Annotated in this window: 22 protein-coding genes; 9 read left to right on the forward strand and 13 right to left on the reverse strand. The window is 62.4% G+C overall.

Annotated elements, in window-relative coordinates:
* The first annotated feature begins 63 nt into the window (after positions 1–63).
* Both ASE36_RS04095 and ASE36_RS04100 read left to right on the forward strand, forming a co-directional pair.
* Entirely contained in the window at positions 64–1,248 is a 1,185-nt protein-coding gene (locus ASE36_RS04095; protein WP_062278029.1) for an MFS transporter, read from the forward strand.
* A gap of 5 nt (positions 1,249–1,253) precedes the next feature.
* Positions 1,254–1,595: a YkgJ family cysteine cluster protein gene (locus ASE36_RS04100; RefSeq protein WP_062278027.1), complete on the forward strand. Its 342-nt coding sequence runs from the start codon at positions 1,254–1,256 to the stop codon at positions 1,593–1,595.
* A gap of 3 nt (positions 1,596–1,598) precedes the next feature.
* Here ASE36_RS04100 and ASE36_RS04105 read toward each other — a convergent pair whose 3' ends face one another.
* Complete coding sequence (locus ASE36_RS04105) at positions 1,599–1,928, reverse strand: hypothetical protein (protein ID WP_062275822.1); 330 nt, start codon at positions 1,926–1,928, stop codon at positions 1,599–1,601.
* A gap of 194 nt (positions 1,929–2,122) precedes the next feature.
* On the opposite strand from ASE36_RS04105, the gene ASE36_RS04110 reads away from it, so the two are divergent.
* The 3 genes from ASE36_RS04110 (at position 2,123) to ASE36_RS04120 (ending at position 3,476) form a co-directional block, all read left to right on the forward strand.
* A complete protein-coding gene (locus tag ASE36_RS04110) occupies positions 2,123–2,725 on the forward strand; it encodes a superoxide dismutase (protein WP_062275824.1) in 603 nt (200 codons plus the stop codon).
* A gap of 158 nt (positions 2,726–2,883) precedes the next feature.
* Positions 2,884–3,210 (forward strand): hypothetical protein, encoded by a 327-nt coding sequence (locus ASE36_RS04115; RefSeq protein WP_062275825.1) that lies wholly within the window; start codon positions 2,884–2,886, stop codon positions 3,208–3,210.
* An 8-nt stretch (positions 3,211–3,218) separates the two neighbouring features.
* Positions 3,219–3,476 (forward strand): DUF2188 domain-containing protein, encoded by a 258-nt coding sequence (locus ASE36_RS04120; protein WP_062275827.1) that lies wholly within the window; start codon positions 3,219–3,221, stop codon positions 3,474–3,476.
* 76 nt (positions 3,477–3,552) lie between these two features.
* On the opposite strand, the gene ASE36_RS04125 is transcribed toward ASE36_RS04120, so the two are convergent.
* The 4 genes from ASE36_RS04125 to ASE36_RS04140 all read right to left on the reverse strand — a co-directional run bounded on the left by ASE36_RS04125 (position 3,553) and on the right by ASE36_RS04140 (position 10,979).
* The gene (locus ASE36_RS04125) at positions 3,553–5,397 is read right to left on the reverse strand and encodes a methyl-accepting chemotaxis protein (protein WP_062611258.1); all 1,845 of its coding nucleotides are present in this window, start codon (positions 5,395–5,397) and stop codon (positions 3,553–3,555) included.
* Positions 5,398–5,587: 190 nt separating this feature from the next.
* A complete protein-coding gene (locus tag ASE36_RS04130) occupies positions 5,588–7,612 on the reverse strand; it encodes a methyl-accepting chemotaxis protein (RefSeq protein WP_062275831.1) in 2,025 nt (674 codons plus the stop codon).
* 206 nt (positions 7,613–7,818) lie between these two features.
* Positions 7,819–8,829 carry a DUF4424 domain-containing protein gene (locus tag ASE36_RS04135; protein WP_244474659.1) on the reverse strand — a complete coding sequence of 337 codons (1,011 nt, stop codon included), beginning with the start codon at positions 8,827–8,829 and terminating at the stop codon, positions 7,819–7,821.
* A gap of 230 nt (positions 8,830–9,059) precedes the next feature.
* On the reverse strand, positions 9,060–10,979 hold the full coding sequence (locus ASE36_RS04140) for a methyl-accepting chemotaxis protein (RefSeq protein WP_082510817.1): 1,920 nt from the start codon (positions 10,977–10,979) through the stop codon (positions 9,060–9,062).
* 622 nt (positions 10,980–11,601) lie between these two features.
* Here ASE36_RS04140 and ASE36_RS04145 point away from each other — a divergent pair.
* Positions 11,602–12,450, forward strand: coding sequence for a TlyA family RNA methyltransferase (locus ASE36_RS04145; RefSeq protein WP_062275837.1), 849 nt, complete (start codon positions 11,602–11,604; stop codon positions 12,448–12,450).
* Complete coding sequence (locus tag ASE36_RS04150; RefSeq protein WP_062275839.1) at positions 12,447–13,697, forward strand: class I SAM-dependent RNA methyltransferase; 1,251 nt, start codon at positions 12,447–12,449, stop codon at positions 13,695–13,697. Before ASE36_RS04145 ends, ASE36_RS04150 begins: the two co-directional genes overlap by 4 nt.
* 21 nt (positions 13,698–13,718) lie before the next feature.
* Here the strand turns inward: ASE36_RS04150 and ASE36_RS04155 are convergent, their stop codons facing one another.
* Positions 13,719–14,042, reverse strand: a complete 324-nt coding sequence (locus ASE36_RS04155) for a hypothetical protein (RefSeq protein ID WP_062275840.1) — start codon at positions 14,040–14,042, stop codon at positions 13,719–13,721.
* A 163-nt stretch (positions 14,043–14,205) separates the two neighbouring features.
* Positions 14,206–16,269, reverse strand: coding sequence for a methyl-accepting chemotaxis protein (locus tag ASE36_RS04160; RefSeq protein ID WP_413813645.1), 2,064 nt, complete (start codon positions 16,267–16,269; stop codon positions 14,206–14,208).
* 291 nt (positions 16,270–16,560) lie between these two features.
* Here ASE36_RS04160 and ASE36_RS04165 point away from each other — a divergent pair, with 291 nt between their 5' ends.
* Positions 16,561–17,478 (forward strand): aminoglycoside phosphotransferase family protein, encoded by a 918-nt coding sequence (locus ASE36_RS04165; RefSeq protein ID WP_062275842.1) that lies wholly within the window; start codon positions 16,561–16,563, stop codon positions 17,476–17,478.
* A gap of 35 nt (positions 17,479–17,513) precedes the next feature.
* Here the strand turns inward: ASE36_RS04165 and ASE36_RS04170 are convergent, their stop codons facing one another.
* Both ASE36_RS04170 and ASE36_RS04175 read right to left on the reverse strand, forming a co-directional pair.
* Positions 17,514–18,272 (reverse strand): crotonase/enoyl-CoA hydratase family protein, encoded by a 759-nt coding sequence (locus tag ASE36_RS04170; RefSeq protein WP_062275843.1) that lies wholly within the window; start codon positions 18,270–18,272, stop codon positions 17,514–17,516.
* Between the two features lie 155 nt (positions 18,273–18,427).
* Positions 18,428–20,206, reverse strand: coding sequence for an acyl-CoA dehydrogenase (locus tag ASE36_RS04175; RefSeq protein WP_062275844.1), 1,779 nt, complete (start codon positions 20,204–20,206; stop codon positions 18,428–18,430).
* Between the two features lie 401 nt (positions 20,207–20,607).
* On the opposite strand from ASE36_RS04175, the gene ASE36_RS04180 reads away from it, so the two are divergent.
* A complete protein-coding gene (locus tag ASE36_RS04180; RefSeq protein ID WP_062275846.1) occupies positions 20,608–22,521 on the forward strand; it encodes a PhoX family protein in 1,914 nt (637 codons plus the stop codon).
* Between the two features lie 128 nt (positions 22,522–22,649).
* Here ASE36_RS04180 and minE read toward each other — a convergent pair whose 3' ends face one another.
* The 4 genes from minE to ASE36_RS04200 all read right to left on the reverse strand — a co-directional run bounded on the left by minE (position 22,650) and on the right by ASE36_RS04200 (position 25,131).
* Positions 22,650–22,910 (reverse strand): cell division topological specificity factor MinE, encoded by a 261-nt coding sequence (gene minE, locus ASE36_RS04185; protein ID WP_062275848.1) that lies wholly within the window; start codon positions 22,908–22,910, stop codon positions 22,650–22,652.
* Entirely contained in the window at positions 22,907–23,722 is an 816-nt protein-coding gene (gene minD / locus ASE36_RS04190) for a septum site-determining protein MinD (protein WP_062275850.1), read from the reverse strand. Before minD ends, minE begins: the two co-directional genes overlap by 4 nt.
* Before the next feature lie 29 nt (positions 23,723–23,751).
* Positions 23,752–24,522: a septum site-determining protein MinC gene (gene minC / locus ASE36_RS04195; RefSeq protein WP_062275852.1), complete on the reverse strand. Its 771-nt coding sequence runs from the start codon at positions 24,520–24,522 to the stop codon at positions 23,752–23,754.
* A 165-nt stretch (positions 24,523–24,687) separates the two neighbouring features.
* Positions 24,688–25,131: a BA14K family protein gene (locus ASE36_RS04200; RefSeq protein ID WP_062275853.1), complete on the reverse strand. Its 444-nt coding sequence runs from the start codon at positions 25,129–25,131 to the stop codon at positions 24,688–24,690.
* Positions 25,132–25,294 lie beyond the last annotated feature (163 nt).

Genomic DNA, 25,294 nt, shown 5'->3' on the forward strand with positions numbered 1-25,294 from the left:
CCCTCCCCACCTCGCTAGACCGGAGCCCTATCAGCGGGCGCTGACATGCGCCTCGGAGGCTTCATGCAGACGGCACACACCACGGATATCGCGCCCGACTTCGCGCCCGACTGGGCGGCGATCGCGGTTGTCATCCTTGGGGTCACCGCCTTTGCCGTCGGCCAGGGACTGACCTATCCGTTGATTTCGCTGATCCTTGAAAGCCGCGGCGTCTCGTCCAGCATGGCGGGCTTGAACGCCTCGGTCTTTGCGCTGGGCCTCGCCTCGTCGACGCTGCTGATTGGCACACTCACTCAAGTCGTGCGCGGCGATCGACTGATCGTCGCCTCGCTGCTGGGCGTTTCGATCTGCCTTGCCACCTTCTCCGCCTTCGACAGTATCGCGGTCTGGTTCGTCGCCCGCTTCCTGCTCGGTTTCTGCACCAGCATTATCTACACGGTCTCGGAAGCCTGGCTGAACACCGCCTGTCCCGACCGCCTGCGCGGTCGCGTGTCCGGCGCCTATAGTGCGGGCATGTGTGCAGGGTTCGCCGCCGGGCCGCTCGCCATACCGCTTGTCGGCATCGAGGATGGCTTTGCCTTTGCCATGACGGCGGCCTATGTGACGCTCGTCGCCTTCGCCTCCGTCATGCTCGGGCGGTATGCGAAAACCAAGCCGGAAGCGTCCGAGACCGGCGGTCTCATCACCTTCGTCAAACTCGCGCCGGTCCTCACGCTGATGGTCGTTGCCTTCGGTTTTTCTGATATCGCGGCAATCTCGATGATCCCGCTCTATTTTGTCGAGCGCGGCTATAGCCAGAGTTTCGCGGCTTTCGTCGTCACCATGGTGGCGCTGCCGACGGCGCTTTCCCAGCCGTTCGTGGGCTTTCTGCTGGACCGGCTCTCGCGGCCGGTCATCGCGGTCTCGGGCTCGCTGATTGCCGCTGTGGCTTTCCTGATCCTGCCGCTCATGACGTCTCAGCTTGCGCTCCTGGTCACCATCTCCATTCTGGGGGCCGCCAGCTTCTCGCTTTATACGGCAGCCTTGACCTTGCTCGGCGAACGCTTTCGCGGTGGTCTTCTGGTCTCCGGCAGCGCCGTCTTTGCGCTGGCTTACGCGATTGGCAGTGCGGCCGGCTCCGGCTCCACGGGGCTCACCATGGATATGATCTCGGTCGATGCGGGGCCGGTTTTCGTTGGTGTGCTGATGCTGGGTGTAACCGGCTTCTTCGCCGTCAACCTGATGCGCGGACGTGGGAGGGGTGCTTGACCTCCATGCTCGAAACCTCGCCGCCCGAGATATTCGACTGTCAGGCCTGTGGGGCCTGCTGTGCCTATTCTGCCGATTGGCCGCGCTTTTCCCTCGAAAGCGACGAGGAGATCGCTGCCATACCCGAGGCGATGATCGCCAAGGACGAGAGCGGCATGAGGTTCGAAGACGGGCGCTGTGCGGCGCTCACCGGCGAGGTCGGTAAACATGTCGGCTGTGCGGTCTATCTGGTGCGGCCGCATGTCTGCCGCACCTGCATGCCTGGTGACGAGGAGTGCAAGATCGCGCGGGCCGAATTCGGCTTCAGCCTGGAAGGTCTTCCGGAGCCCGAGATCTACGAGGCGTAAGCCTCAGGGGACGGTGATGGTCACCTGATCCGCCGGCAATTCGCCGCCGATTTCCGCCGTCTGGCTCTTCTTGTCGTAGACGCAGATCGAGCTCACCGTGGCATCGGCCCCAACTGCCTTCCCGGTGAGAATGGCCATGCCGTAGCTCTCGGTGCCGAAGGGATCGACAACGACCTTCGGCTCTTCAATGCGGCCCTCCGCAAGCGCCGTGCATTTGGCTGCTACATCCTTGGCGAACTCGTCCCAGGCATCGTCAGACGAAGCGGAGGCCGTTGAAGACAGGGGGAGAACGAACAGCGCTGCAGCGGAAACGAGGCGGGCAAATGAGGTCATGGAACACCTTGGCGTCGATTGGCGGGGTTTCGAAGATCGGTTGGAAACGGCCTGCCTGCAAGTCCAAAAACGGAAGACATTTCTTTCCTCCCCACTCCGATTTTTGGAAGGGCAAAGGTTGCCTCGCCCTTCAAGCGCACCTATGTTCCCGTCACCTGCCAAAACGCAATCCATTGCCCAAAGGAGATATCACCATGGCCTTCGAATTGCCCGCCCTGCCCTATGCTTACGACTCGCTGGCACCTTACATGTCGGCAGAAACCCTCGAGTTTCACCATGACAAGCATCACCAGGCCTATGTGACCAACGGCAACAACCTCCTGAAGGATTCGGGTCTCGAAGGCCTATCGCTCGAAGAGATCGTCAAGCAGTCCTATGGCAAGAATGCCGGCCTGTTCAACAATGCCGGCCAGCACTACAACCACCTGCATTTCTGGAACTGGCTAAAGAAGGACGGCGGCGGCAACAAGCTGCCCGGCAAGCTGCAGGCAGCCGTCGACAGCGATCTGGGTGGCTATGACAAGTTCAAGGCCGATTTCATCGCCGCGGGCACGACCCAGTTCGGCTCCGGCTGGGCCTGGCTCTCCGTCAAGGACGGTAAGCTGGAAATCTCCAAGACGCCGAATGGCGAAAGCCCGCTGATCCATGGCGCATCGCCGATCCTCGGCGTCGACGTGTGGGAGCACTCCTACTACATCGACTATCGCAATGCCCGTCCGAAGTATCTCGAAGCCTTCGTCGACAACCTGATCAACTGGGACTACGTGCTGGAACTTTACGAAGGCGCGACCAAGTAAGCGTCTGACAGACCCGTCTCGTCGTACGCCCGGTGCCGCAAGGTGCCGGGCGTTTTTCGTTTGCGGCTGCGGCAGAATGGTGGGTCCGGCCGATGGAACCATCGCCGTGCCACCACGTTTGTTCGCCAAGACCCAGTCAAAAATGAAAGGAACGTCCCATGGCGACTTCGAACCTGCAGGCAGAACTGCGCGAGCTGCGCGAACAGATGAATGACCTGAAGACGGTGATCAGCCGCGAGACGAGCCGGGGCACCAGCCGCATCCGCCATCGTGCCGTTGATGCATTCGACGGTGCTGCAGACACCGCAAGCGCTATGGCAGGCTATGCGCGTGATGGCGCCGATGCCGTTGCCGGCGTCGTTCGCCGCCATCCGGGCGCGACGTCTGCTGGCCTGATCACTCTCGGCATCCTCGGCGGTCTGATCGGTTATCTCGTGGCCAATTCCGCTCCGGCCGCGCGCGACAATCGCTGGCGCTGGAACTGAGGCCCGCTATGGTCAAGGTGACCTATCACGTCGTCGAGCATGACGAAGGTTATGCCTACAGGCTTGGCGACGTCTATTCCGAGCCGTACCCGACCCATGCCGAGGCGCTTTCGGCAGCCCGGCAGGCAGCTGGCGCCCAGCAGCTCGCTGATGGCGATACCGAGATCAGCTGGCAGGACGCGGACGGCAATTGGCACAACGAACATGCGGACGGTGCGGACCGGCCCATGACGGACGTGGTCGACGATGTTGACGACGCCCGGTAAAGCCTGCCTAGCAGGCTAAGGGGAAAGCCCGTGGCACCGCCACGGGCTTTCTTCGTTTTCGCCCCTCTGGAATGGCTCAGGCGGCGCGACGCATCTGCGTGCGATCTGCCTCAATCCTGAAGCGCTCGATCATCACCCGCAACGCTGCAGCTTCCTGTGCCAATCGGCTTGCCTCGTTGCTCTGGTCGTCTGAGACCCGCGCATTTTGCTGGGTTGCCGTATCGAGCGTGTCGACAGCACCCGCAATGTCGCGCAAGCCATTGGACTGATCCTGCGAGAAGTCGGCGATGGCATCCATGTGGTCGTTGATCGTCTGGATGAGGCTGCCGATTTCAACCAGCGTTTCGCCGGTTCCATGCACCAGCTTCACTCCGTTTTCGACCTGGGCGGTCGAATTCTGGATCAAGGTCTTGATCTCCTTGGCGGCATTTGCCGAGCGCTGTGCCAGTTCCCGGACTTCCTGGGCGACAACGGCAAATCCCTTGCCGGCCTCGCCTGCACGAGCGGCCTCGACACCGGCATTGAGCGCCAGAAGATTGGTCTGGAAGGCAATCTCATCGATCACGCCGATGATGTTGGAGATCTGCTGCGCGCTCTCCTCGATGCGGTGCATCGCCTGTTCGGCTTCCGTCACAACCTTGCCGGAATTCAGCGCGCTCTGGTTTGCCTTTTTCGCTACCTCGCGGGCGTCGGTGACCCGCTTGTTCGCTGCGTGCACGGTCGCGTTGATCTCCTTCAGCGACGCAGAGGTCTGTTCCAGGGATGCAGCCTGGCTTTCAGTCCGCCGTGCGAGTTCATTTGCCCCCGCTGCGATCGTGCCGCTGCCGTTGTCGATCACGCCAGCCGCCCCCTGGATGGCGGACATGGTGCCGGCCAGTTCACGAACGGATGCGTTGAAGTCGTGCCGCAATGCCTCGAAGCTGGCGTCGAAGGGTTCCTCGATCTGGAAAGCGAGATCGCCGGAGGCAAGGCGGCGCAGGCCTGATGCCAATCCAGCCGTGGCGACCTGCAACTTCTCTGCTGCCTCTTCCTCGGCACGACGCTCGACGTCGCGACGGTGTTGCTCTGCACGCTGACGGTTGTGTTCAGTCTCCGTTTCCAGAGACCGTGTACGACGCAGATTGTCACGGAAGACTTCCAGCGCACGGCCCAGCGTTCCCAGTTCGTCGCGCCGGTCATTCGTACCGACATCGATGTCGAGATTGCCTTCGGACAGGCTCTGGGTCGCACGGGCAAGCTTGCGCAGCGGATTGACTGCGGTCACGCGCAGCATCAGGACCACGAGCGCGATCATCACGGCAAGCGCGCCGGCCCCAATGGCGACCCGCTTCCAGGCATTGGCACGCCAGGCAGCGAGTTCCGGAGCGAGGTCGACTTCGGCGCTATAGACACCGACGACTTCTCCCGGCTGGATGTTCATCTTGGCGGTATGACAGGCGGCGCATTTCTCGTTGCTCGCACTGCCCTGGCCGAGAATGACCGGGCGGGTCATACGGAAGCGCTCGCCTTCGAGGCTGTTCAGCCGCTCGAGCGTTGCGATCGCCTGTTCATCGATGCGGTCGCGCGGTCCTTCAAATTCCGTCTCGCCCTGAGCCTTCTGGAAATCGATGACCTTGGGGCCCATGACCAGCCACAGCTTCACGCTGCCACCGGAGTTGGAAAACTGCTCCATGGTGCCGTCGAGCGTTGCGATGGCCGGATCGTCTTCAGCCACTTCCTTACGGTTGAGCATCGCTTGGGTGTGGACGGATTCCAACATGTCCAGTGCCGCATCGCCGCGTTTTGCGGCCTTATCGGTGAGGGTCAGGCTTTCCGCGGAGATTTCGTAAGCGCCAGTGCCGGCCTGGATGGCGGCCACTGCGATGCCAATTCCCAACACCATCTGGAGCGAGAGCGGCAGTTTCGTATATGATCTGAACATGGAACGTCCGTTGGATGCCCCCGCATTCGGTGGGCGATGTTAACGGTAACACCTTCCTCGACAGGCGTTAATATTTGGTTCCGGATGGCAAAATCTAGCCATGCAAATCTTAGAGGATCGTTAATCTAGATTTACTTTTGCCGCTAAAGACGTGGGGCGCCTTCGGACGCCCCACGTCCGGTTGCATTGATCAGAACTCCGTCCAGTCCTGCTGAACGGGTGCCGGTGCCGCCTGGGCTGCCTTGCCGCCGCCGAAGGCACGGCCGAGCTTGCCGGCAAGTGCCCGGGCCGGTGATGGTGCAGCGGCATGGGTGGCGGATGCCGGCTTGGGCGCCGAGCGCGCCGGCATTGCGGCGGACTGCGGGGTGGTGCGGCTGCCGCCTGCGTGGACGGCGTTTCTGGCCGGGGCAGCAGTTGCCGAGGGGCCGGACTGGCCAAGCCTGAACTGCGCCAGGAGCGTGTTGAGCGAATCCGCTTCTGCCGCCAGCGTGTGGGAGGCGGCCGTCTGCTGTTCGACCATGGCAGCATTCTGCTGGGTGCCCTGATCCATGGCCGTGACGGCAAGATTGATTTCCTGAAGACCCGTCGACTGTTCGCGGGCGGCCGTGACGATCGCCTGGACATGGTGGCTGATTTCCTGCACGGCCGAGACGATCTTCTCAAGCTCCGTGCCGGTCTCGCCGACCAGGGCCACGCCATTGCCGACCTGGGCGGTGGAATTGGCAATCAGCGACTTGATCTCGCGGGCGGCATTGGCGGAACGCTGGGCAAGCTCGCGCACTTCCTGGGCCACGACGGCAAAGCCTTTTCCGGCTTCACCGGCACGGGCGGCCTCGACACCGGCATTGAGCGCCAGCAGGTTGGTCTGGAAGGCAATGTCCTCGATCACGCCGATGATGTTGGAGATCGACTGGGAAGACTGCTCGATGCCCGACATGGCGGCAACGGCGGAGCGGACGACTTCGCCGGAACGCTCGGCGCCGGCGCGTGTGCGCTCGACCAACTGGCCGACATCCTCGGCGCGCTGGGCGGTGTCCTTGACGGTGGTGGTGACTTCTTCGACGGCCGCGGCAGTCTGCTCGACAGAGGCCGCCTGCTGTTCGGTGCGCTTGGCGAGATCGTCTGCCGAGGCGCGAATCTCGGCAGCACCCGCATTGATCGCCTTGGCATTGTCGCCGACGGTCCGGAGTGCCGCCTGGAGCTTGTCGACGGAGTCGTTGAAATTGCCGCGCAGGCTGTCGAGCCTCGGCGCGAAGGCACGCTCAAGCCGGAAGGCAAGGTCGCCATTGGCAAGGGCCGTCAGGCCCTGTTCCAGTTCACCCATGGCGAAACGGATCTCTTCCGCTTCGCTTGCTTTTTCCGCTTCCGTCTTTTGGCGTTCGGCCTCAGCCTGCTCGCGCATTGCACGGCGCTCATCCGCCATGCGGGCGCTTTCGATCGCAGCGTCCTTGAAGACGAGCACGGCCTTGGCCATTCGGCCGACTTCATCGCCGCGGTCAACGGCCGGAACCTCGACCTTGTGATCGCCGGCCGCAAGACGGCCCATGGCATCGGTCATTCCGGTGATCGGGGTGACGATCGAGCGGGCGAGCAGCCAGATGAGGCCAACGGCGAAGACGCCGGCAACGGCCGCACCGAGAATGAGCGCCAGTTCAAGCGCATAATGGGCATTGTCGAGCTTGGCGCGGATCTCCGCCGTTCGATCGGCGAGAAGCGCCTTGATCTCACCACCGGCTGCACGGAACTCATCCAGTTCGCCCGTGCCCACCGTCTTGTCGATCGCTGCAATCTCGGCGGCTGCCAGCGTGCCGGCCTTGCGGGCGGCAATCTGCGGATCGGCGACATTGGTGGCATAGGCGCCGGCAGCGCTGCGCATCGCCTCGATCTTGCCGCTGACGGCCGTGTCGCCGGTGGCCAATGTGGCAGCCTCGGTAAGGGAGGTCTCCAGCGCGTTACGCTCGGTCGTCACTGCGGCAAGCGTTGTATCGCTGCCGAGCAGCAGATAGCCGCGCTCGTTTGCGGCCTGTTCGGCCATGGCAGTCTTTGCGCTATCGATGAGGTTCACGATACGCTGGGCGCGGTCCTGATCGATGAGCGCCATCTTGGCGGTATAAGCCTGCAGAAAGACGACGACCGAAGCCAGAAAGCAGCCGGCCATGATGGTGCAGAAGGTGAGGATCAGCTTCTTGCTGAGAGACAGGTTGTTGAGCGACATGAACTTCGACTTTCGGGCATGGCTTTAGGCCTTGCGAACGCGCAGGCGTTGCAATGCGGCGGGCGAGGCCTTCAAGCCATCGCCGCTGGAGCGGTTGCATGATCCAATCCGGGTTTTGCGCAGCCGTCATGGCGCGTTCAGGGGGAAGCCGAATCCATCCGATCGCGGCAATCCTGTCGAAAACGGTTTTACAACCCGTTACCAAATCATGGCTGATTGCCCATGGTCCAGTCTTTGCTGGAGACAAGCATGAGGATATCGAGATCCCGCTCGGGCACGAAGTCCTTAGCGCGCATTTCGAATGTCGCAGGACCGGTCTTCTTGATGCCTTCGCCGCAGAAGCTGATGATGTTGTTGGGATTGCCTTTGTCCACGGTCAGGTGGAAGTCCTCAATCGGCCCGAACCAGTTGTTGCCGGTTGTCAGAATGTAGGAGAGCCACTGCTCGAAATAGTAGAGACCGGTGTCGAAGTTCTGCGACTTTTCCAGCTTGATCGCCGCTTTGAGAAAGTCGTCATCGAGGCAGTAGCGTTTGCGATAATCGTCGATCTGGTCCGACGGCTTGCCGTCGTAAAGAAACACCAGACCCGTCGTCCCACCGACACTCGGCCGGTAGGAATGTTCGACCTCGACTTCCTTCCCGGCCGGGAAGGTGGTTTCCCACCAGTAGACCGTGTCCAGTTCCCACACGGGCACATATTCCGGTTTTTCGGCACCGTAATCCATGTTGACGATCAGCCCCTTGACCAGCCAGTCGTTGGCAACCGTCTCATCGAGTGCTGCGACCGCCTCCCGGGTTTTCGTCGAAAGCGGCTGCAGCGGTATGCCCTTCGACTTCACTTCCTCGGTGAAATCGATGCCCTGCACGAGGACCCGTTGCTGCAGGTTCGGCTTGATGGTCTCGCCGTCCTGCACGACGGAGAAGCCCATGAAATTGTCGCTCTGCTCGTCCGGCACCGCCGCCATGGTTTCGACCGGGCCGCCGATCTTCGGCATGGGGAAGGCAACTATCGTGGTGACCGGCGTATCACCGGTGTTTCGATAGGTGTATTTCACGTCGACACGTTCGGGCGAGATATACAGATCCTCCCGCGCCATGGTGATCTGTTCCGTATGGGTGAAGCTTAGACCACCGGCGCTGAGCACGGCCATGGTGTCATTGGCAAATGCGCCTGCCGATGCAAGGCTCTGCAGCGCCAAAGCCAGTCCTGCGGTCATGATCCTTCTCTTCATGCGCGTCTTCCTTATTCAATCCGCCCCTTGGAACATCGCCAAACTAGAGAGCGCCTTTGGCCGCGGTCAATGCCGGTTTGCGACCAAGGCTGGGTAAAAGGATCGCCAGGCTGTCCGCTTCAGTGCGGCTAATCCGCTGACCTGCAGCAGCAAAACGCCCCCGACCTCTCAGCCGGGGGCGCGTAGACGAGGAGCGTAGCAATCGCTGTCTCAGCTCAGAATTCGCTCCATTCCTGCTTGAGTGCCAGATTGCCTTGGACCATGCCCGATGCACGACGGGCCGGTTCTGCAACGGGACGCGCAGCGGTGGGCTGGCGGGTCTGGTTGGACGGGGCGGACGTCGGCTGTCCCGAAATCTTGAACTGGCCGACGAGCGAACGCAGACGGGTTGCTTCCTGGGCGAGAGCGGCGGAGGCTGCCGTCGACTGCTCGACCATTGCGGCGTTTTGCTGCGTCGTCTGGTCCATCTGGTTGACGGCGGAATTGACTTCGGCAAGGCCAGTCGACTGTTCGCGTGCCGAACCGGCGATCGCCTCCATCAGCGTATTGATCTGGACGACATAGTCGCCAATTGCCTTCAAGGCCGTTCCGGTTTCGCCAACAAGAGCCACACCGGAGCTCACCTGGGCACCGGAGGCCGTGATCAACGACTTGATCTCTTTGGCAGCCTGGGCCGAGCGCTGGGCAAGTTCCCGGACTTCCTGAGCAACGACGGCAAAGCCCTTGCCCGCTTCACCGGCGCGGGCCGCTTCGACCCCGGCGTTCAGCGCCAGCAGGTTCGTCTGGAAAGCGATCTCGTCGATCACACCAATGATGTTGGAGATCTGCTGCGAGCTGTCCTCGATGCGGCGCATGGCTTCGACGGCCTGCGAGACGACTTCAACCGAGCGGGCGGCGTTCTGATTGGCGAGGACAGCGACGCTGCGGGCCTCTTCGGTGCGCTGGGACGAGTTGCGCACATTGACGGTGATCTCGTCGAGGGCGGCGGCAGTTTCCTCGAGCGCTGCGGCTTGCTGCTCCGTGCGCTTCGAAAGATCCGTGGCTCCGGCAGAGATCTCGCGAGTGCCGCTGTCCATGCTGGACACGCTGTCCAGAACAGAGCCAATAGTCATTGCGAGCTGCTTCAGCGAAGCGTTGAAGTTCCGGCGCAAGGGCTCGTAATCTTCCGCGAAGGTTTCCGTCAGTTGGAAGGAGATGTCGCCTTCGGCCAGGCGTTGCAGGCCATTGCCCAGCGTCTCGGTGGCGAAACGCAGCTTCTCGGCTTCTTCCTGAACGCGGCGCTGGTTTGCGAGGCGCGTTTCTTCGGTCTGGCCGCGGGCGGCGGCAGCTTCTTCTTCGAGCTTTTTGTTGGCGATCGCGTTCTGGCGGAAGACCTCGACGGCAGCGGCCATTTGACCGACTTCATCCCCGCGGCCGACGCCCGGGACGCCAATGCTGGTGTCGCCGTCTGCCAACACCCGCATGGAGCCAGCAATGCGGACGAGCGGAGCAACGAGGCTCTTTTGCAGCAGGACGAGCAGAAGGACGACGGCGGCGATCATGGATGCCGCGCCCATGAGAATGGTCGTGCGTGCGCCATTGGCAGCCTCGACGGCAGCGTCGGATCGCTGCGACAGGAGGGCCGCCTCGTCACCGGCGATTTCAGCCGCCTTGGCGCGGATACCATCCATCCACTTCTTACCGGCACCGCCGATTTCCATGGCGCGTGCCTGTTCGACGGTGGTCGGATCCTTCATCAGCGCGATTTCCTTCACGGCGACTTCTTCCGCCCAACCCGTCACCAGAGCGTCCAGCTCATTGAGCCGCTTCTGCTGGGTCGCGTTATCGGAGGTCAAGCGAACGACCTGGTCGAAAGCCTTCTTATAGTTTTCTGTTCCCGCCTCGTAGGGCGCCAGGAAGCCTTCGTCGCCGGCGAGGAGGTAGCCGCGGATGCCGGTCTCCCGGTCGACCATCGCTGCCACCATATCGTCGACGCCCTGCAGGACTTCATAGGTGTGAACCGTCCAGCCATTGGCCGTTTGCTGGAAAGACAAAGACGACCAACTCAGGGTGTTGACGACGACGCTGATCACGATGACCAAGGCGAAGGCGCAGATCATCTTTGCGATGGTGCGCATATTGTTGAGTAATTGCATAGCCTCTCCTCCGGGCAGTTTGAATATGCACCAAGACCCAGCCGTCGAATGCCTCGATGACTGCGGACCTGTTCAGTGGGCAGCGACAGCGCTGCCCTATGTTGTACACGGATGAAAAATTGCCGGCTCAAGACGCCGGGATGTATGGCCACGGACTGTCATCATGAGTGCTGTGGCGAGTGAGTCTCCTCATAATCGAGGAGCCTGTTAGCGCTACCTTGCAGGGTAGTCGTAAAAATATCGCTAAATTTAGGTAGGTCGGTGCAACTTATTGGATACTATAATTGACAATTGAAAGGTCGAGGGCACCACTTGTTTGCGCTCAAGGGGAAAAAAGCGAAGCCCTCCGGGCCCGAATCCGGAGGGCTTCAGTCTGTCTGCGGCCTGGAGGGGACGAGGACGCGCAGGGCTTGGGTCGGTCGACGATCGCTTGGGAGGAGGAGATTGCATCGGCCGACATTTGAATATTAGCTTCTATGGATTAAAGGATTCCTAATGAAACCTGGAATGGTCGCCGAAATGCAGCTCGCGCAGACAGCGTTGGTCGCAATCAAGCGTTCCGGTCGGTCCGTGCGTTAGAAAAACACTTGCGCCGCAGCCCCGCACCGATCATTGACGGGGAATGACAGATTTACCCGAACCCCAGCGCCTCGACCAGCTTCTGGTCGCCCTCGACCTTTTTGCCAGCCGCTCACGCGCGCGTGATGCGATCCAGCGCGGCACGGTGAAGGTGGATGGCAAAGTCGTGACCAAGCCCAGCCTTGTCTTTGCCGCGACCCACCAATTCACCATTGACGATCCGGCGCAGGATTACGTCTCGCGCGCGGCGCTGAAGCTCGTTGCGGGGCTTGATCATTTTGGCCTGTCGCCGGAAGGCTGCGAGTGCCTTGATGTCGGCGCCTCGACCGGCGGCTTTACCGAAGTGCTGCTGAAGCGTGGGGCAGCACATGTGACCTCGGTCGATGTCGGCCATGGCCAGTTCCATCCCCGCCTCGCCGCCGATCCCCGCGTCACCAATATCGAAGGGCTGAATGCGCGCTATATGGAGGCCGAGGACATTGACGACCGACCGATCGACTTCGTCGTCTCCGACGTCTCCTTCATCTCGCTGAAGCTGGCGCTGGTGCCGGCACTGGACCTTGCCGAGCCGGGTGCGCATTGCCTGCTGCTGGTCAAGCCGCAATTCGAGGCGGGGCGCGAGGCGATCAGCAAGGCAGGCTTGCTGAAGGAGCCGGAGACGGCACCGCTGGTGGCGGCCGAGCTGGAGCGCTGGCTTACCGAAGACATGGGCTGGACGAGCCTCGGGCTCATCCCCTCCCCCATTTCCGGCGGTGACGGCAACGAGGAGTTTCTGCTCGCCGGGGTGAAGCCTGAAGATGCAGACAGAGGCGCGGATGATGACGATGATCTTGGCGAGGAGCTCGACGAAGACCTCGGCGATGACCTCGATGATGAAGGGGACGACGCATGAGCGCCGAAAGCGTCACGATCTCCAGCCTTGGCGCCAAGGGTGACGGGATCGCCCACGGCGCCGACGGCCCGGTCTTCGTCCCTTTTGCGCTGCCGGGTGAAACGGTCGCCATCGCGCGGGTGAAGAACGAGGGCACGATCATGTCGATTGCCAGCCCCTCCCCCGAACGCGTTGAGCCGCCCTGCAAGCATTTCGGTCCGGATGGGGTCGGTGGCGTCTGTGGCGGCTGTTCGCTGCAGCATCTGGCCAAGCCCGCCTATAACGCCTTCAAGCGGCAGGTTCTGATCGATGCCTTGAAGTCGAAAGGAATCGAGGCGCCGGTCGGCGAGATCTTCGAGGCGCATCCGCACCAGCGGCGCCGCCTCGTCTTTACTGCCCGCCGCCGCGAACAGGGTCTCGTCATGGGCTTCATGCAGGCGGAGACACATCATGTCGTTCCCGTCGAGGAATGTCCCATCGCGTCGGACGGGCTGATCTCCCGGCTCGACGCGATCAAGATCATCGCCAATGCCTGTGGCGCCGAGCACTTCCGCATCACCGTCACCGAGACGACCACCGGTCTCGACATTTCGCTCGACGGGTTGCGGGGCGGCCTCGGTGATCAGGAGCGGCGCGCGGTGACGAATGCGGTGATCAAGCTGAAGGGCATTGCGCGCGTTTCGGCCAATGGCGAGATCGTCATCGAGCCGCACAAGCCGCTGCTCGATTTCGGCGGCGCGCGTGTCGTGCTGCCGCCCGGAGGCTTCACGCAGGCGACGCATGAGGCGGAGGAGCACATGGCGGCGCTTGCGATTGCCCATATCGGCAAGGCGAAGAAGGTTGCGGACCTTTTTTCCGGCGTCGGGACTTTTGCGCTGCGGCTGGCGCGGACGTCCTCCGTGCTCGCGGTCGAATCCGACGAGAAGGCGGTCAAGTCGCTCGATTTCGCCGCGCGCAATACGCAAGGGCTGAAGCCTGTCTCCGTCGAGCGCCGTGACCTGTTTCGCCGACCGCTGATGACGTCGGAGTTCAAGGCTTTCGACGCCGTGGTCTTCGACCCGCCCCGGGCTGGGGCGGAGGTGCAGTGTGCGGAACTTGCGAAGTCGCAGGTCAAGAAGATCGTTGCCATCAGCTGCAATCCGCTGACGCTGGCGCGCGATCTTTCGATCCTCATTGCCGGCGGCTACCGGATCAATACCGTCACGCCGATCGACCAGTTCCTCTGGTCACCGCATGTCGAAGCGGTGGCGACGCTCACCAAGGGCTGAGGCGGCTCAGGCTGAGGCAGCTCAGTAGGTGTAGAGCGTGCCCGAGCCGGTAACGTTGGCGCAGCGGCATTTGCCGCCGACCCGGCCAGGCTTGGACGGGCACTGTGCCTGTCCCGTGCCGCCAATGCTGCCGGACTGATCGATGACGCAGACATAGCGCTGCGGCCGGACATAAGACTGATTGGGACGTTTGGACCCGCTCTGGAGAACGTCATTGTCGTCGTTGCTGTCGACGAAGACGATGCTGGCCCTAGGAGATTGCCCGTTGAAAGCCGGCAGAGCGCCGGCATGAGCGGAGACGGCGGCCATTATCAGGCCGATTGCGACACAGAACACACGCAACATGAAAACCTCGAAAAACCGGACAGGACCGTGGGAAACGTCCAATGCGGACGTTGGTTGCCGACCCTAAGACGAAAAGCCTGAACAGAGGCTGAATTTTATCATCTACCGGAAGAGACGAAAACGGCGCCACATAGGCGCCGTTGCCAGGTTCGGTTCTATGGGATCAGGCTGCGCGACGGGTCGACCCCGACGCTGCGCGCTCGTCAATGCGGAACTGGGCAAGGAGCGCGGTCAGCGCGGCCGCTTCCTGGGCGAGGCCGTGGCTTGCAGCCGTCTGTTCCTCGACCATGGCGGCGTTCTGCTGCGTGCCCTGGTCCATGGTATTGACGGCGGTATTAATCTCCTGAAGGCCGGTTGACTGTTCGCGCGAGGCGGTGACGATGGCGTTGACGTGGCCATTGATCTCCTGAACCTCTCGCACAATCACTTCGAGCGCCTTGCCGGTCTCGTTGACCAGATCCACGCCATGCTTGACCTGATCGCCGGAGGCGCTGATCAACGCCTTGATCTCCTTGGCGGCCGTGGCAGAACGCTGGGCCAGTTCACGGACTTCCTGAGCGACGACCGCAAAACCCTTGCCGGCTTCGCCGGCACGCGCGGCTTCAACGCCGGCATTGAGCGCGAGGAGGTTGGTCTGGAAGGCGATCTCGTCGATGACGCCGATGATGTTGGAGATTTCACCCGATGACTTCTCGATGCCCTGCATGGCATCGACGGCCTTTTCGACGATGTCGCCGGAGCGTTCCGCGCCAGCACGGGCGCGAGTTACCAGCTGGCCAACCTCTTCGGCACGACGGGCGCTGTCCTTGACGGTGGTGGTGATTTCTTCGAGGGCTGCCGCCGTTTCTTCGACCGATGCTGCCTGCTGCTCCGTGCGCCGGGCGAGATTGTCGGCCGAGGACCGAATTTCGGAGGCGCCGCTGTCGATCGCGCGGGCATTGCGGCCAACGGTTGCGAGCGCATCATGCAGCTTTTCGACGGAGGCGTTGAAGTCGACCCGCAGACGGTCGAGGTCGCCGGCAAACGGTGTTTCGATGCGCATGACAAGATCGCCATTGGCGAGGCGACCGAGGCCGTCGGCCAGCGAGTGAACGGCAAAGGAGAGCTGCTCGGCCTCGCGGGCCTTTGCGGCTTCGCGTTCGCGGCGCTCCTGTTCGGTCATGGTGCGGGTTTCATCCGCCTCGCGGGCAAGGCGCCCACGCTCGATGATGTTGTCGCGGAAGACGGCAACGGCGGCGGCCATCTCGCCGATCTCATCCTTGCGGGCTGTGCCGGGGATTTCCGCCGACACGTCGCCACCGGCAAGCTTGCCCATGACGCCGGTCATATCGACCACCGGGCGAACAACGAGGCGCGAGAGCAGCATGGCGAGAATGCCGATCATGGCAATGACGCCGACCAGCGTCGCGACGGCGGCGGCCATGCGGAACTTGCCAATGGCGGCAAAGGCCATGTCGCGGTCAATCTGGACACCGAGATACCAGTCATCACGCGGAAGGCCTTTTATCGGCAGGAAGCTGACCAGAACCGGCGTATCGGCAAAGGCCGTCTCCGTGATGCCGGATCCGACGGAGGGCGTGTTTGTCGGGAAGGCGTCCTTCAGCGTCTTGGTGACGAGATTGCCGTCGTGATGGACGAGGATCGTGCCGTCCTGCTTGACGAGAAAGGCCGAGCCCTTGCCACCCATGTCGACAGAGTTGACCATATCGACGAGGGACTTCAGCGAGAAGTCCGAGGCGGCGACACCGTAGAGCTTGCCGTCCTTCTTGACGGGGATGGCGGCGCTGATGATCAGGTTGCCGGTAGAGGCATCGGCATAGGGATCGGTTAGCACCATCTTGTCGGCCTTGACGGCATCCTGGTACCACGGGCGCTTGCGTGGGTCATAACCTTCCGGCAGCGGCTGGTCGGGAACTGTGGTGAAGACACCCTGCTCGTCTCCGACATAAGTGGACATGAATTCGCGCAGGAGGACCGGGTTATCGAACGCTGCCTTGATGGCGTTGGCATCGGGGGCCTTGGCGGCCGCGTTGCCGGCGAGTTCGGTCAGCATTACACGGGCGCCGAGCCAGTTGGCGATGCTCTGCGAGGCCTGCAGACCGGAGCTTTCGATTTCGCTCTTGACGGCAGCACTCGTCGCATTGCGCTGAAGGCTATCGATGTAGACGGAGAAACCAGACAGAGCAGCCACCACCACGAGGGAGGCGACGACGAGGATCTTGGTCATCAGATTGGGGCTGTTCTTCACGAGCGTCATCCTGCAAAACTTGGGGGCACGAACCGGGGCAAAACCGGCCGGCGGAGGCATCTCATTCTGGGGCCAACCCCATCATGGCGGTCAGGCACTGAACCAGCGCTATCCTTTGAGCATTAGCCCCCAGTGATTAACGGGTATTTAAGCGATGGCTTTAAAAGATGTATGCGGATCAAACGGTTGCGAAAGATACCTCTTCGTCGGTCGTGAAGTTTGGGGCGCGGGAAACGGCGGGGGGGTTACTCCCACACCAGGAGACCTCGTATGCGACGCGTAGACAAACTGAAGGCCGGCAAGTTTCCAGTGGATGTCGATCTTGTTCAGGCGTTCGTGGGCCGGCAGTTTCCGCAGTATCGGAACCTCGCGGTCCGAGAGGTCGCCAGCGACGGCTGGGACAACTGGACCTTTCGGCTGGGTGACAGGCTGAAGGTTCGCCTGCCGACGGCCGAGGGTTATGCCGGACAGGCGATGAAGGAGTTTCGCTGGCTGCCGGTTCTGGCCCCCTTGCTGCCGGTTGCCGTGCCCATGCCGGTGGCGCTCGGGGAGCCCGAGGCGGACTATCCCTGGCACTGGACGATCTACGAGTGGATGACGGGCGAGCCGGTGCGGCGGGACAATGTCTTGGACCTCACCACCCTTGCCCTCGACATGGCCAGCTTTCTCAAGGTGTTGCATCGGATCGATGTCGAAGGCGGCCCAATTGCGGGCGCCCACAACTTCTTCCGGGGCGACGATGTGGTCGGCTTTTACGGAGCCGAAGCGCGGCAGGCGTTCGATCAGCTGGGCGACAGGATCGACACGGCAACGGCGCTTGCCGTGCTTGATGCGGCTGAGGCCGCCCCGTTTGCCGGGCCGCCCTGCTGGCTGCACGGCGACATCGCTGTCGGCAATCTGCTGGTGACGGGTGGCAAGCTTTCCGGCGTCATCGATTTCGGCTCCTGCGGCGTCGGCGATCCGGCCTGCGACCTCGTCATCACGTGGCTGTTCTTCGAGGGAGAGAGCCGTGCGGTGTTTCGCAAGGCCGTTGCGGCCGACCCCGGCACCTGGGCCCGCGCCCGCGCCTGGGCCCTGTGGAAGGCGGCCCTAGTTCTCGCCTCCGGTGCGCCTACGCATCCGGAGGAGTTTTCACCGGTTGAGGTTATCGCCGTAGTTCTCGACGATCACCGGGCGAGTGTCGACTGAGCCAAAGACGCGCTTTCGAGATTGAGCCGCGTCCTTCAACGCCCCTTCATAAAAGCCTCGAAAGCGGCCCGCGCTTCGGCGCTCTTCAGCTGGGCGACGAAGTGGACGAGTTCTTCCTGCATGCGGGTGCGCACCTCATCGGCGCTGCCCTTGACGAGCGCACGGGCGATCTTCATCGCCGCCGGGGGCTTGGACGCGAGCGACGCGGCGAGTTTCAGAGTTTCGGCTTCGACCTGATCCGGGGTCACCACCTTCCAGATGAGACCGGCCTCGCGGGCCTGTTCGGCGGAAAAACCCTCGCTGGCGGCGAGCATGGCAAAGGCGCGCTGGTGGCCGATGATGCGTGGGGCAATCAAGCTGGAGGCGGCTTCCGGGACGAGCGCCAGATCGACGAAGGGCGTCTTGAACAGGCTGCGGTCGGAGGCAACCGTCAGGTCGCAATGCATGTGCAGCGTCGTGCCAATGCCGATCGCGAGGCCATCGACGCCCGAGACCAGGGGCTTTGTGACTTCGGTCAGGGTCTTCAAGAGACCGAAGGCGGCGGGTTCGCCGACGGCGCCGGCCATGGCGAAGCCGAGGAAATCGGCCATGTCATTGCCGGCGGAGAAGCAACCTTCGGTGCCGAGGAAGACCATGGCGCGGATGGTCTCGTCAGCCTCGCCCTCCAGCAGACCGGCTGTCAGCTTCTGATACATGGCTTGGGTGATGGCGTTCTTCTTGTCCGGGCGGTTGAAGCGCAGGACGAGGACGCCGGGATGGGCGTCCGGGCGGGTGATCTGGATGTGGTCGGTCATCTCGGCTTCCTCGGGTGGTCCCCACCCTCCCCTTGAGGGGGAGGGTCGGAGCGCAGCTCCGGGGTGGGGTGAATAACAACATATGTTGGCTTTGGCAGGGTCACCCCCMCCCGCCGCTTTACGGCGACCTCCCCCCTCAAGGGGGAGGTGGGAGCTTAAGCAAACAGCGCGCGCGCCGCTTCCAGGCTCGCCGCACCATTGACCACACAATCCTTCAGCGCCGCCGTCTCGGCGATCAGGTTCTCGGCGGCGAAGCGGCAGAGCGCGAGGCGGTTGTCGCGGCCATGGTCCTCGTCGGCGAGCGCACCCTTGGCGAGGTAGACGCCGGTCAGAGCGAGACCGAAGAGGCGCTGGTAGGGCGTTGCACCGGCTAATGCTGCCGACGCGTTGCCGGCGGCCAGTTGCGAGAGCAGCCATTCGGTGGTGTCTTCGAGATCCGAAAGGCTCGCATCGAGGCGGGCGGCGGTTTCGCCGAAACCGTCGAGATTGGAGCTGCGCACCGCGTTCACGACCTGCTTCAGCTCGGTGATGTAGCCGCGCACATGATTGCCGTTCGACAGCGGCAGCTTGCGGGTGACGAGGTCGGCGGCCTGGATGCCGTTGGTGCCCTCGTAGATCGGGGCGATGCGGCTGTCGCGCCAGTAGCGGGCAGCACCGGTTTCCTCGATGAAGCCCATGCCGCCATGGGTCTGGATGCCGAGCGAGGCGACGTCGACGCCGGCGTCGGTGGCGAAGGACTTGGCGATCGGGGTGAGCAAGGCTGCGCGCTCGGCCCAATGGCGGGCTTCGTCACCGTCTGCGTGATGGCTCATGTCGGTGGCGTGGGCGCAGACATAGCAGATGGCGCGAGAGCCTTGCGTCAGCGCCTTCATCGTCACCAGCATGCGGGCGACATCGGGATGCTCGATGATCGGCGACATGCCCTGCCCGGTCCAGCCGGGGGCTTTGCCCTGCGTGCGGTCCTTGGCGTATTGCACGGCCTTCTGGGTGGCGGCTTCGCAGATGGCGACGCCCTGCATGCCGACCGCGAGGCGGGCATTGTTCATCATGGTGAACATGCAGGCGAGGCCCTTGTTCTCCTCGCCGATCAACCAGCCGATGGCACCGGCCTCATCACCATACTTGCCGTCGCCATAGATCATGGTGCAGGTCGGCGAGCCGTGGATGCCGAGCTTGTGCTCCAGTGAATGGCAATGGAGGTCGTTGCGGGCGCCGATCGATCCATCGTCGTTGACGATGTATTTCGGCACGAGGAAGAGCGAGATGCCGCGCGTGCCGGCGGGGGCATCGGGCAGACGCGCGAGGACGAGATGGATGATGTTCTCGGTCACCTCGTGTTCGCCCCAGGTGATGTAGATCTTCTGGCCGAAAATGCGGTAGGTGCCATCGTCGCGGCGCTCGGCACGCGACTTCATGACGCCGAGGTCGGAACCGGCATGGGGCTCCGTCAGGTTCATGGTGCCGGTCCATTTGCCCGAGACCATCTTCGGCAGGTACTTCGCCTTCAACTCGTCGGAGCCGTGGGCGGTGACGGCGTCGACCGCACCCATGGTGAGCGTCGGGCCGAGGGCGAAGCCCATGGAGCCGGAATTCCACATTTCGAGTGCGGCGACATTCAGCATATGGGGAAGCCCCTGCCCGCCGAAATCTTCGGATGCCGTCAGCGAATTCCAGCCCCCCTCGGCCCAGGCACGGTAAAGCGTGTCCCAGCCATCGGGAACGATAACCTTGCCGTCGACCATGCGGGCGCCCTGCGTGTCGCCGATCTCGGCGAGCGGTGCGACCTCGTCGGAGGCAAAGCGGCCGGCTTCCGTCAGGATTGCGTCGACGAGGTCGTCGCTGAGGTCACCCAGCCTGCCGTCATCGATGGCCTTCGAGAGGCCTGCGACGTGCTTGAGGGTGAACGCGATCTCTTCTACGGGCGCCTTGTACATGACGTGCTCCTCCAACTGGCGTATGCTCGTGGCCACGCCTAATCTCCACCCAGGAGGCGCGGCTCATTCTCTCAAATGGCTAATTGATTTTTACGTAAACGTCAATTCGTTTGGAGACGTCAGTGTGCCCCATCCACTCCTGGCCTGCGCCTCCGGGCGAAGGTGGATGAGGGCATAGACACACTTGCGTGAGTGAGCACCGCCGCACTGTTCTTGATGGCTCTGGAGTAAAGGGCAAAGGCAAAGCAGTCCAAGCATGTGTCGAGACAATTCTCTCAGAACGGGCCGACCGCCCGTCCACGCATACGTCGCACAGGGTGGTTTCGAACCGAGAATCGTCACATGACTGTTACCCAGGCTGGCTAGTCGGGGGTGGACTTCAACCCAAAGGAGGCTCTGCCATGACCGAGACCAACACCAATCATCTCTCCTGGGACGAATGGGACGAGCTGCACAATCCACCGCCGGCCGTGACCGATTTCGATCGCGTCGTCGAACGCGCCGTGTCCCGCCGTGGTTTCCTCGGTGGCGTTCTGGCTCTTGGGTCGGCTGCGGCTGCCATGGGCACGCTCGGCAATCTGATGAGCTCGACCTCTGCCCAGGCGCAGGAGGCCGGCTCGCGCTTCCCGTTCAAGCCGGTGCCTGTTTCCACCGACAACACCGTGCATGTGCCGGAAGGCTATCGCTGGGAGCCGCTTGCCAAGTGGGGCCAGCCGCTGTTTTCCACCGCCTCCGACATCGACCCGGTGAATGGTGTGTCGCTGGAGAATTCCGACAAGGTGTTCGGCGAAAACACCGACGGCATGGAGCTGTTCGTGATCGGCAGCGCCCAGGTGATTGCCGTCAACCATGAATATGTGAACAACGAGACCAACCTGCCCCACAATGAAAAGGGCATGCCGAAGAGCCTTGATGACGTGAAGGTCCTGCAGCACATGCAGGGTGTGACCGTCATGGAAGTGGCCGAGGGTGAGAGCGGCTGGCAGATCGTCGTCGACAGCAAGTACAACCGCCGCATCCACCACAACACGCCAATGAAGCTGTCCGGCCCGGCTGCCGGCTCTGACCTCGTCAAGACGGCTGCCGATCCCAATGGTGTCGACTGTCTCGGGACCTTCAATAATTGCGGCGCCGGCAAGACGCCGTGGGGCACCTACCTCACCTGCGAAGAAAACTTCAACGGCTACTTCGGCACCACCAATGCCGAGTTCAAGATGCCCGACGACTACAAGCGCTACGGCATCGTGGCCGAAACCCGCTATGGCTACGAGAAGTTCGACGAGCGCTTCGACGTCGCGAAGAATCCGAACGAGCCGCGGCGCGCCGGTTACGTCGTCGAGATTGATCCGTCGGACGCCTCCTCCACGCCGATCAAGCGCACGGCACTCGGTCGCATCAAGCATGAAAACGCTGCGGTGGTCGTGGCCCGTGACGGTCGCGTGGTTGTCTATATGGGTGACGACGAGCGTGGCGAGTTCCTCTACAAATATGTCTCCAACGGCATCTATGTGCCGGGTGGCGACACCTCCAAGCTGCTGGATGAAGGCACGCTTTATGTCGCCAAGTTCTCCGACGAAGGCACCGGCGAATGGCTGGCACTGACGGAAGAGACAACTGGCATGAAGATGGACGAGATCTGCGTCTTCACCCGCCAGGCGGCTTCCAAGGTCGGCGCCACGACCATGGACCGCCCGGAATGGGTCGCCACCAATCCGGTTGCCATCGAGGCCTATTGCTGCCTGACCAACAACAGCAATCGCGCTGTTCTCAAAGACGGCAAGATGAAGACCAATGCCGGCGGCGACGTGCTGGAGCTCAACGCCGTCAACCCGCGCGAGGCCAATGAATACGGTCAGATCGTCCGCTGGTATCCTGAGAACGACGATCATGCCGATGGCAAGTTCAAGTGGGACCTGTTCCTGATGGCCGGCAACCCGGTCGTGCACAAGGACACCCCCTATGCCGGCTCGTCGAACATCAACGAAGGCAACATGTTCAACTCGCCTGACGGCATGATGTTTGATTCGACCGGTCTTCTGTGGATCCAGACGGACGGCGAAGATTCGAACGAAGGCGATTTTGCCGGCCAGGGCAACAACCAGATGCTGGCGGGCGACCCGGTCACGGGCCGCATCGAACGCTTCCTCACGGCACCGAAGGGTGCCGAAGTCACCGGCCAGACCTGGTCGGCCGACAAGCGGACCCATTTCGTCGGTATCCAGCATCCCGACGCGCCGTTTCCGGATGGTGAAGGCAAGCTGCCGCGTTCGACGATCGTTGCGATCAAGAAGGACGACAACGCCCGGATTGGCTGACGTCGGAATGGTGGCGGGGTGGTCTGACCGCCCTACCCCATGCTTGAACGACAAGCACAGCAAACGAAAAGGCCGCCAACCGGTTTCCGGTGGCGGCCTTTTTTATGGCTGGGCGTTTCGATCTCTGCTCAGGCGGCGAGGCGCTGGGCGTTGAGCGGGATCTCAACGTCGATCTCAAGGATCGAGACGTCGCCGTCGCGGTCCATCTTGATCTCGACCTTGTCGCGGTCGAACTCGACATGCTTGGCGATCACGGCGAGGATTTCCTCACGCAGGACGGCCACCAGATCGCTTTCCAGCGACGCCCGTTCATGGGCGAGCAGGACCTGCAGTCGCTCGCGCGCCATCGGGGCGGAACGCTGCTTGCGGAACAGGGAGAAAATGCTCATGCGGCCCTCCGCGCGAAGATCTTGTCGAGGAGGCCACGCTTCTCGCCAGGAATGGTGATCGGAACGGTCTCGCCGGCGAGACGACGGGCGGCGTCGAAATAGGCGAGAGCCGGCGCGCTGCGGGCATCAGCCAGCGTCACCGGAGCGCCAATGTTGGAGGCGCGCAGCACGTCCATGCTTTCCGGGATGATGCCGAGCAGCGGGATGGAAAGGATCTCCAGCACGTCGTCGACCTTCAGCATGTCACCACGCTGGGCGCGGGCGGCGTCGTAGCGGGTCAGCAGCAGATGCTTTTCCATGCGCTCGCCGCGCTCGGCCTTGAGCGTCTTGGAATCGAGCAGTCCGATGATCCGGTCCGAATCGCGGACCGAAGAGACTTCCGGGTTGGTGACGACGACGGCCATGTCGGCATGACGCATGGCGAGTGTTGCACCGCGTTCGATGCCGGCCGGGCTGTCGCAGATGATCCAGTCGAAATACTTCTTCAGCTCGTTGATCACCTGCTCGACGCCTTCGGCGGTCAGGTTGTCCTTGTCGCGGGTCTGCGAGGCGGGCAGCAGGAAGAGCGTATCGAGCCGCTTGTCGCGGATCAGCGCCTGCGGCAGCTTGGCATCGCCCTGGATCACGTTGACCAGATCGTAAACGACGCGGCGCTCGGCGCCCATCACCAGATCGAGATTGCGAAGGCCGACGTCGAAATCGACAACGACGACCTTTTCATTGCGCTGCGCGAGCGCTGCACCCAGAGCGGCCGTCGACGTGGTCTTGCCGACCCCGCCCTTGCCGGATGTCACGACTATAACCTTGCCCATGTGGTTCTCCTGTCTATCCCCGCTCACGTTCACGTCATTCTTTCTGTCATGATCGCATCCCCCTCCAGCCAAAGCTGAACTGGATGCCCTTTCAGTTCCGGATCCATATCGTCGGTCATCGCGTAGACGCCGTCGATTGCCACCAGTTCGGATTCGAACTTACGACAGAAGATCCTTGCGTCGGCATTGCCAACGCAACCGGCGAGCGCCCTGCCGCGCAACGCGCCGTAAATATGAACAGAGCCGCCCGCGATCACTTCGGCTCCGGATTGCACCGAACCGATGACCGTCACGTCGCCCTGGGTGTAGATCACCGACTGGCCCGACCGCACCGTTTCCCGCACGATCAACGACGGCGCCGAGACCTGGGCTTGCTGCACTACCACCTGCGGCGGGGTCTTCTCCACCGGCGGGTTCGCCGTTGCTTCCGTCCTTTTTCCGCTCACCGATTCCGGCGTCTCGGAGCGCGGCACCTCGTAATCGGCCGCCGGTTTGCCACCCTTCAGCATCGGCGGCATGCCCGGCTCGACCAGCGAGGGACGTCCGCCTTCAATGCCCATGATCGAGACATTGCGGCTGCCAAGTTCGGCGATCAGCGCCTTCATCTGTGGCCGGTCGATTTCCAGGTCCGACACGTCGAGCACGACGGGACGGCCGAGGAAGAAGCCAGCGGAGCGTGCCGCGAGATCATCGAGCCGGACGAGCCAATCGTCGAACGGCAGATCCGGCGTCAGAACGACGGCCAGGAAGGATCTGCCCTTGATGCGGATGGAGCGTGGTTCGGTTAGCACTTTGGTCATCTACGTAAACAAATCGTTGACGTAACAGGTAGCGCTGATTTGGTTAACAAATGGTTAATGCGGCCATTGCGGCGTTAGGAAAGTCTCGGAAAGAACACGAAAAAACCGCCCGCAGCGACGCGCTGCGAGCGGCTTGAGATGGCGATCACATTCCCTGACAAGGGATCAGTAGTAAGGCGAGACGCACTGCTGGCGCGGGCCGTTATACGGCTGGAAGGTATTCGAATAGCTGTCGTAGGAACGATAGCGGTTCTGGCACCACTGGTAGTGGTTCGCACTCAGGTTGCCCGAGACGCGCGGGACGGCGCGCGGCTGATTGGCGATGGCGCCACCGATGATGGCACCGGCCGCAAAGGCTGCGAGCGGATACCAGTAGCCATTGTGATAACGGTAGCCGGCGCGGCGTTCACGATAGCCGCGATGACCGCGCCAGTAGCGGCGGGCCTCGTAACGGTCACGGTCACGACGGAACTGAACCGAGGTGACATCCGAGCTTGCAGCGACAGGCGCATCCGGACGGATCACCTGAGCCTGGGCCGGGATAACGCCGGTTAGCGCAATCACCGAGGCCAGGACTGCAGCGGCGGCGTTTTTGAAGACAGTCTTCATGGTGTTTTCTCCCTGTCTGCGTTTGAGACAAGCCTGGCCGTGTGACGACCAGCGCCGATCTTGAACATAGGTTAACGGCGCCAGCCTGAACCCAGGATTAATGGAAAATTCTGGCTTCGCGCACCGCGTGTACCGGGCCGTGGGCGGCTTCGGGACGCAAGTG

This window comes from Rhizobium sp. Root274 (assembly GCF_001429245.1).
Classification (GTDB): Bacteria; Pseudomonadota; Alphaproteobacteria; order Rhizobiales; family Rhizobiaceae; genus Allorhizobium.

Bases quoted from the DNA above. Each gene is read 5' to 3' on its own strand.
- ASE36_RS04145 (WP_062275837.1), top strand. From the start codon at position 11,602: ATGACAGATTTACCCGAACCCCAGCGCCTCGACCAGCTTCTGGTCGCC.
- ASE36_RS04105 (WP_062275822.1), bottom strand. From the start codon at position 1,928: ATGACCTCATTTGCCCGCCTCGTTTCCGCTGCAGCGCTGTTCGTTCTC.
- ASE36_RS04095 (WP_062278029.1), top strand. From the start codon at position 64: ATGCAGACGGCACACACCACGGATATCGCGCCCGACTTCGCGCCCGAC.
- ASE36_RS04100 (WP_062278027.1), top strand. From the start codon at position 1,254: ATGCTCGAAACCTCGCCGCCCGAGATATTCGACTGTCAGGCCTGTGGG.
- ASE36_RS04180 (WP_062275846.1), top strand. From the start codon at position 20,608: ATGACCGAGACCAACACCAATCATCTCTCCTGGGACGAATGGGACGAG.
- minD (WP_062275850.1), bottom strand. From the start codon at position 23,722: ATGGGCAAGGTTATAGTCGTGACATCCGGCAAGGGCGGGGTCGGCAAG.
- ASE36_RS04160 (WP_413813645.1), bottom strand. From the start codon at position 16,269: ATGACCAAGATCCTCGTCGTCGCCTCCCTCGTGGTGGTGGCTGCTCTG.
- ASE36_RS04115 (WP_062275825.1), top strand. From the start codon at position 2,884: ATGGCGACTTCGAACCTGCAGGCAGAACTGCGCGAGCTGCGCGAACAG.
- minE (WP_062275848.1), bottom strand. From the start codon at position 22,910: ATGAGCATTTTCTCCCTGTTCCGCAAGCAGCGTTCCGCCCCGATGGCG.
- minC (WP_062275852.1), bottom strand. From the start codon at position 24,522: ATGACCAAAGTGCTAACCGAACCACGCTCCATCCGCATCAAGGGCAGA.
- ASE36_RS04120 (WP_062275827.1), top strand. From the start codon at position 3,219: ATGGTCAAGGTGACCTATCACGTCGTCGAGCATGACGAAGGTTATGCC.
- ASE36_RS04200 (WP_062275853.1), bottom strand. From the start codon at position 25,131: ATGAAGACTGTCTTCAAAAACGCCGCCGCTGCAGTCCTGGCCTCGGTG.
- ASE36_RS04130 (WP_062275831.1), bottom strand. From the start codon at position 7,612: ATGTCGCTCAACAACCTGTCTCTCAGCAAGAAGCTGATCCTCACCTTC.
- ASE36_RS04110 (WP_062275824.1), top strand. From the start codon at position 2,123: ATGGCCTTCGAATTGCCCGCCCTGCCCTATGCTTACGACTCGCTGGCA.
- ASE36_RS04150 (WP_062275839.1), top strand. From the start codon at position 12,447: ATGAGCGCCGAAAGCGTCACGATCTCCAGCCTTGGCGCCAAGGGTGAC.
- ASE36_RS04170 (WP_062275843.1), bottom strand. From the start codon at position 18,272: ATGACCGACCACATCCAGATCACCCGCCCGGACGCCCATCCCGGCGTC.
- ASE36_RS04135 (WP_244474659.1), bottom strand. From the start codon at position 8,829: ATGACCGCAGGACTGGCTTTGGCGCTGCAGAGCCTTGCATCGGCAGGC.
- ASE36_RS04125 (WP_062611258.1), bottom strand. From the start codon at position 5,397: ATGTTCAGATCATATACGAAACTGCCGCTCTCGCTCCAGATGGTGTTG.
- ASE36_RS04140 (WP_082510817.1), bottom strand. From the start codon at position 10,979: ATGCAATTACTCAACAATATGCGCACCATCGCAAAGATGATCTGCGCC.
- ASE36_RS04165 (WP_062275842.1), top strand. From the start codon at position 16,561: ATGCGACGCGTAGACAAACTGAAGGCCGGCAAGTTTCCAGTGGATGTC.
- ASE36_RS04175 (WP_062275844.1), bottom strand. From the start codon at position 20,206: ATGTACAAGGCGCCCGTAGAAGAGATCGCGTTCACCCTCAAGCACGTC.
- ASE36_RS04155 (WP_062275840.1), bottom strand. From the start codon at position 14,042: ATGTTGCGTGTGTTCTGTGTCGCAATCGGCCTGATAATGGCCGCCGTC.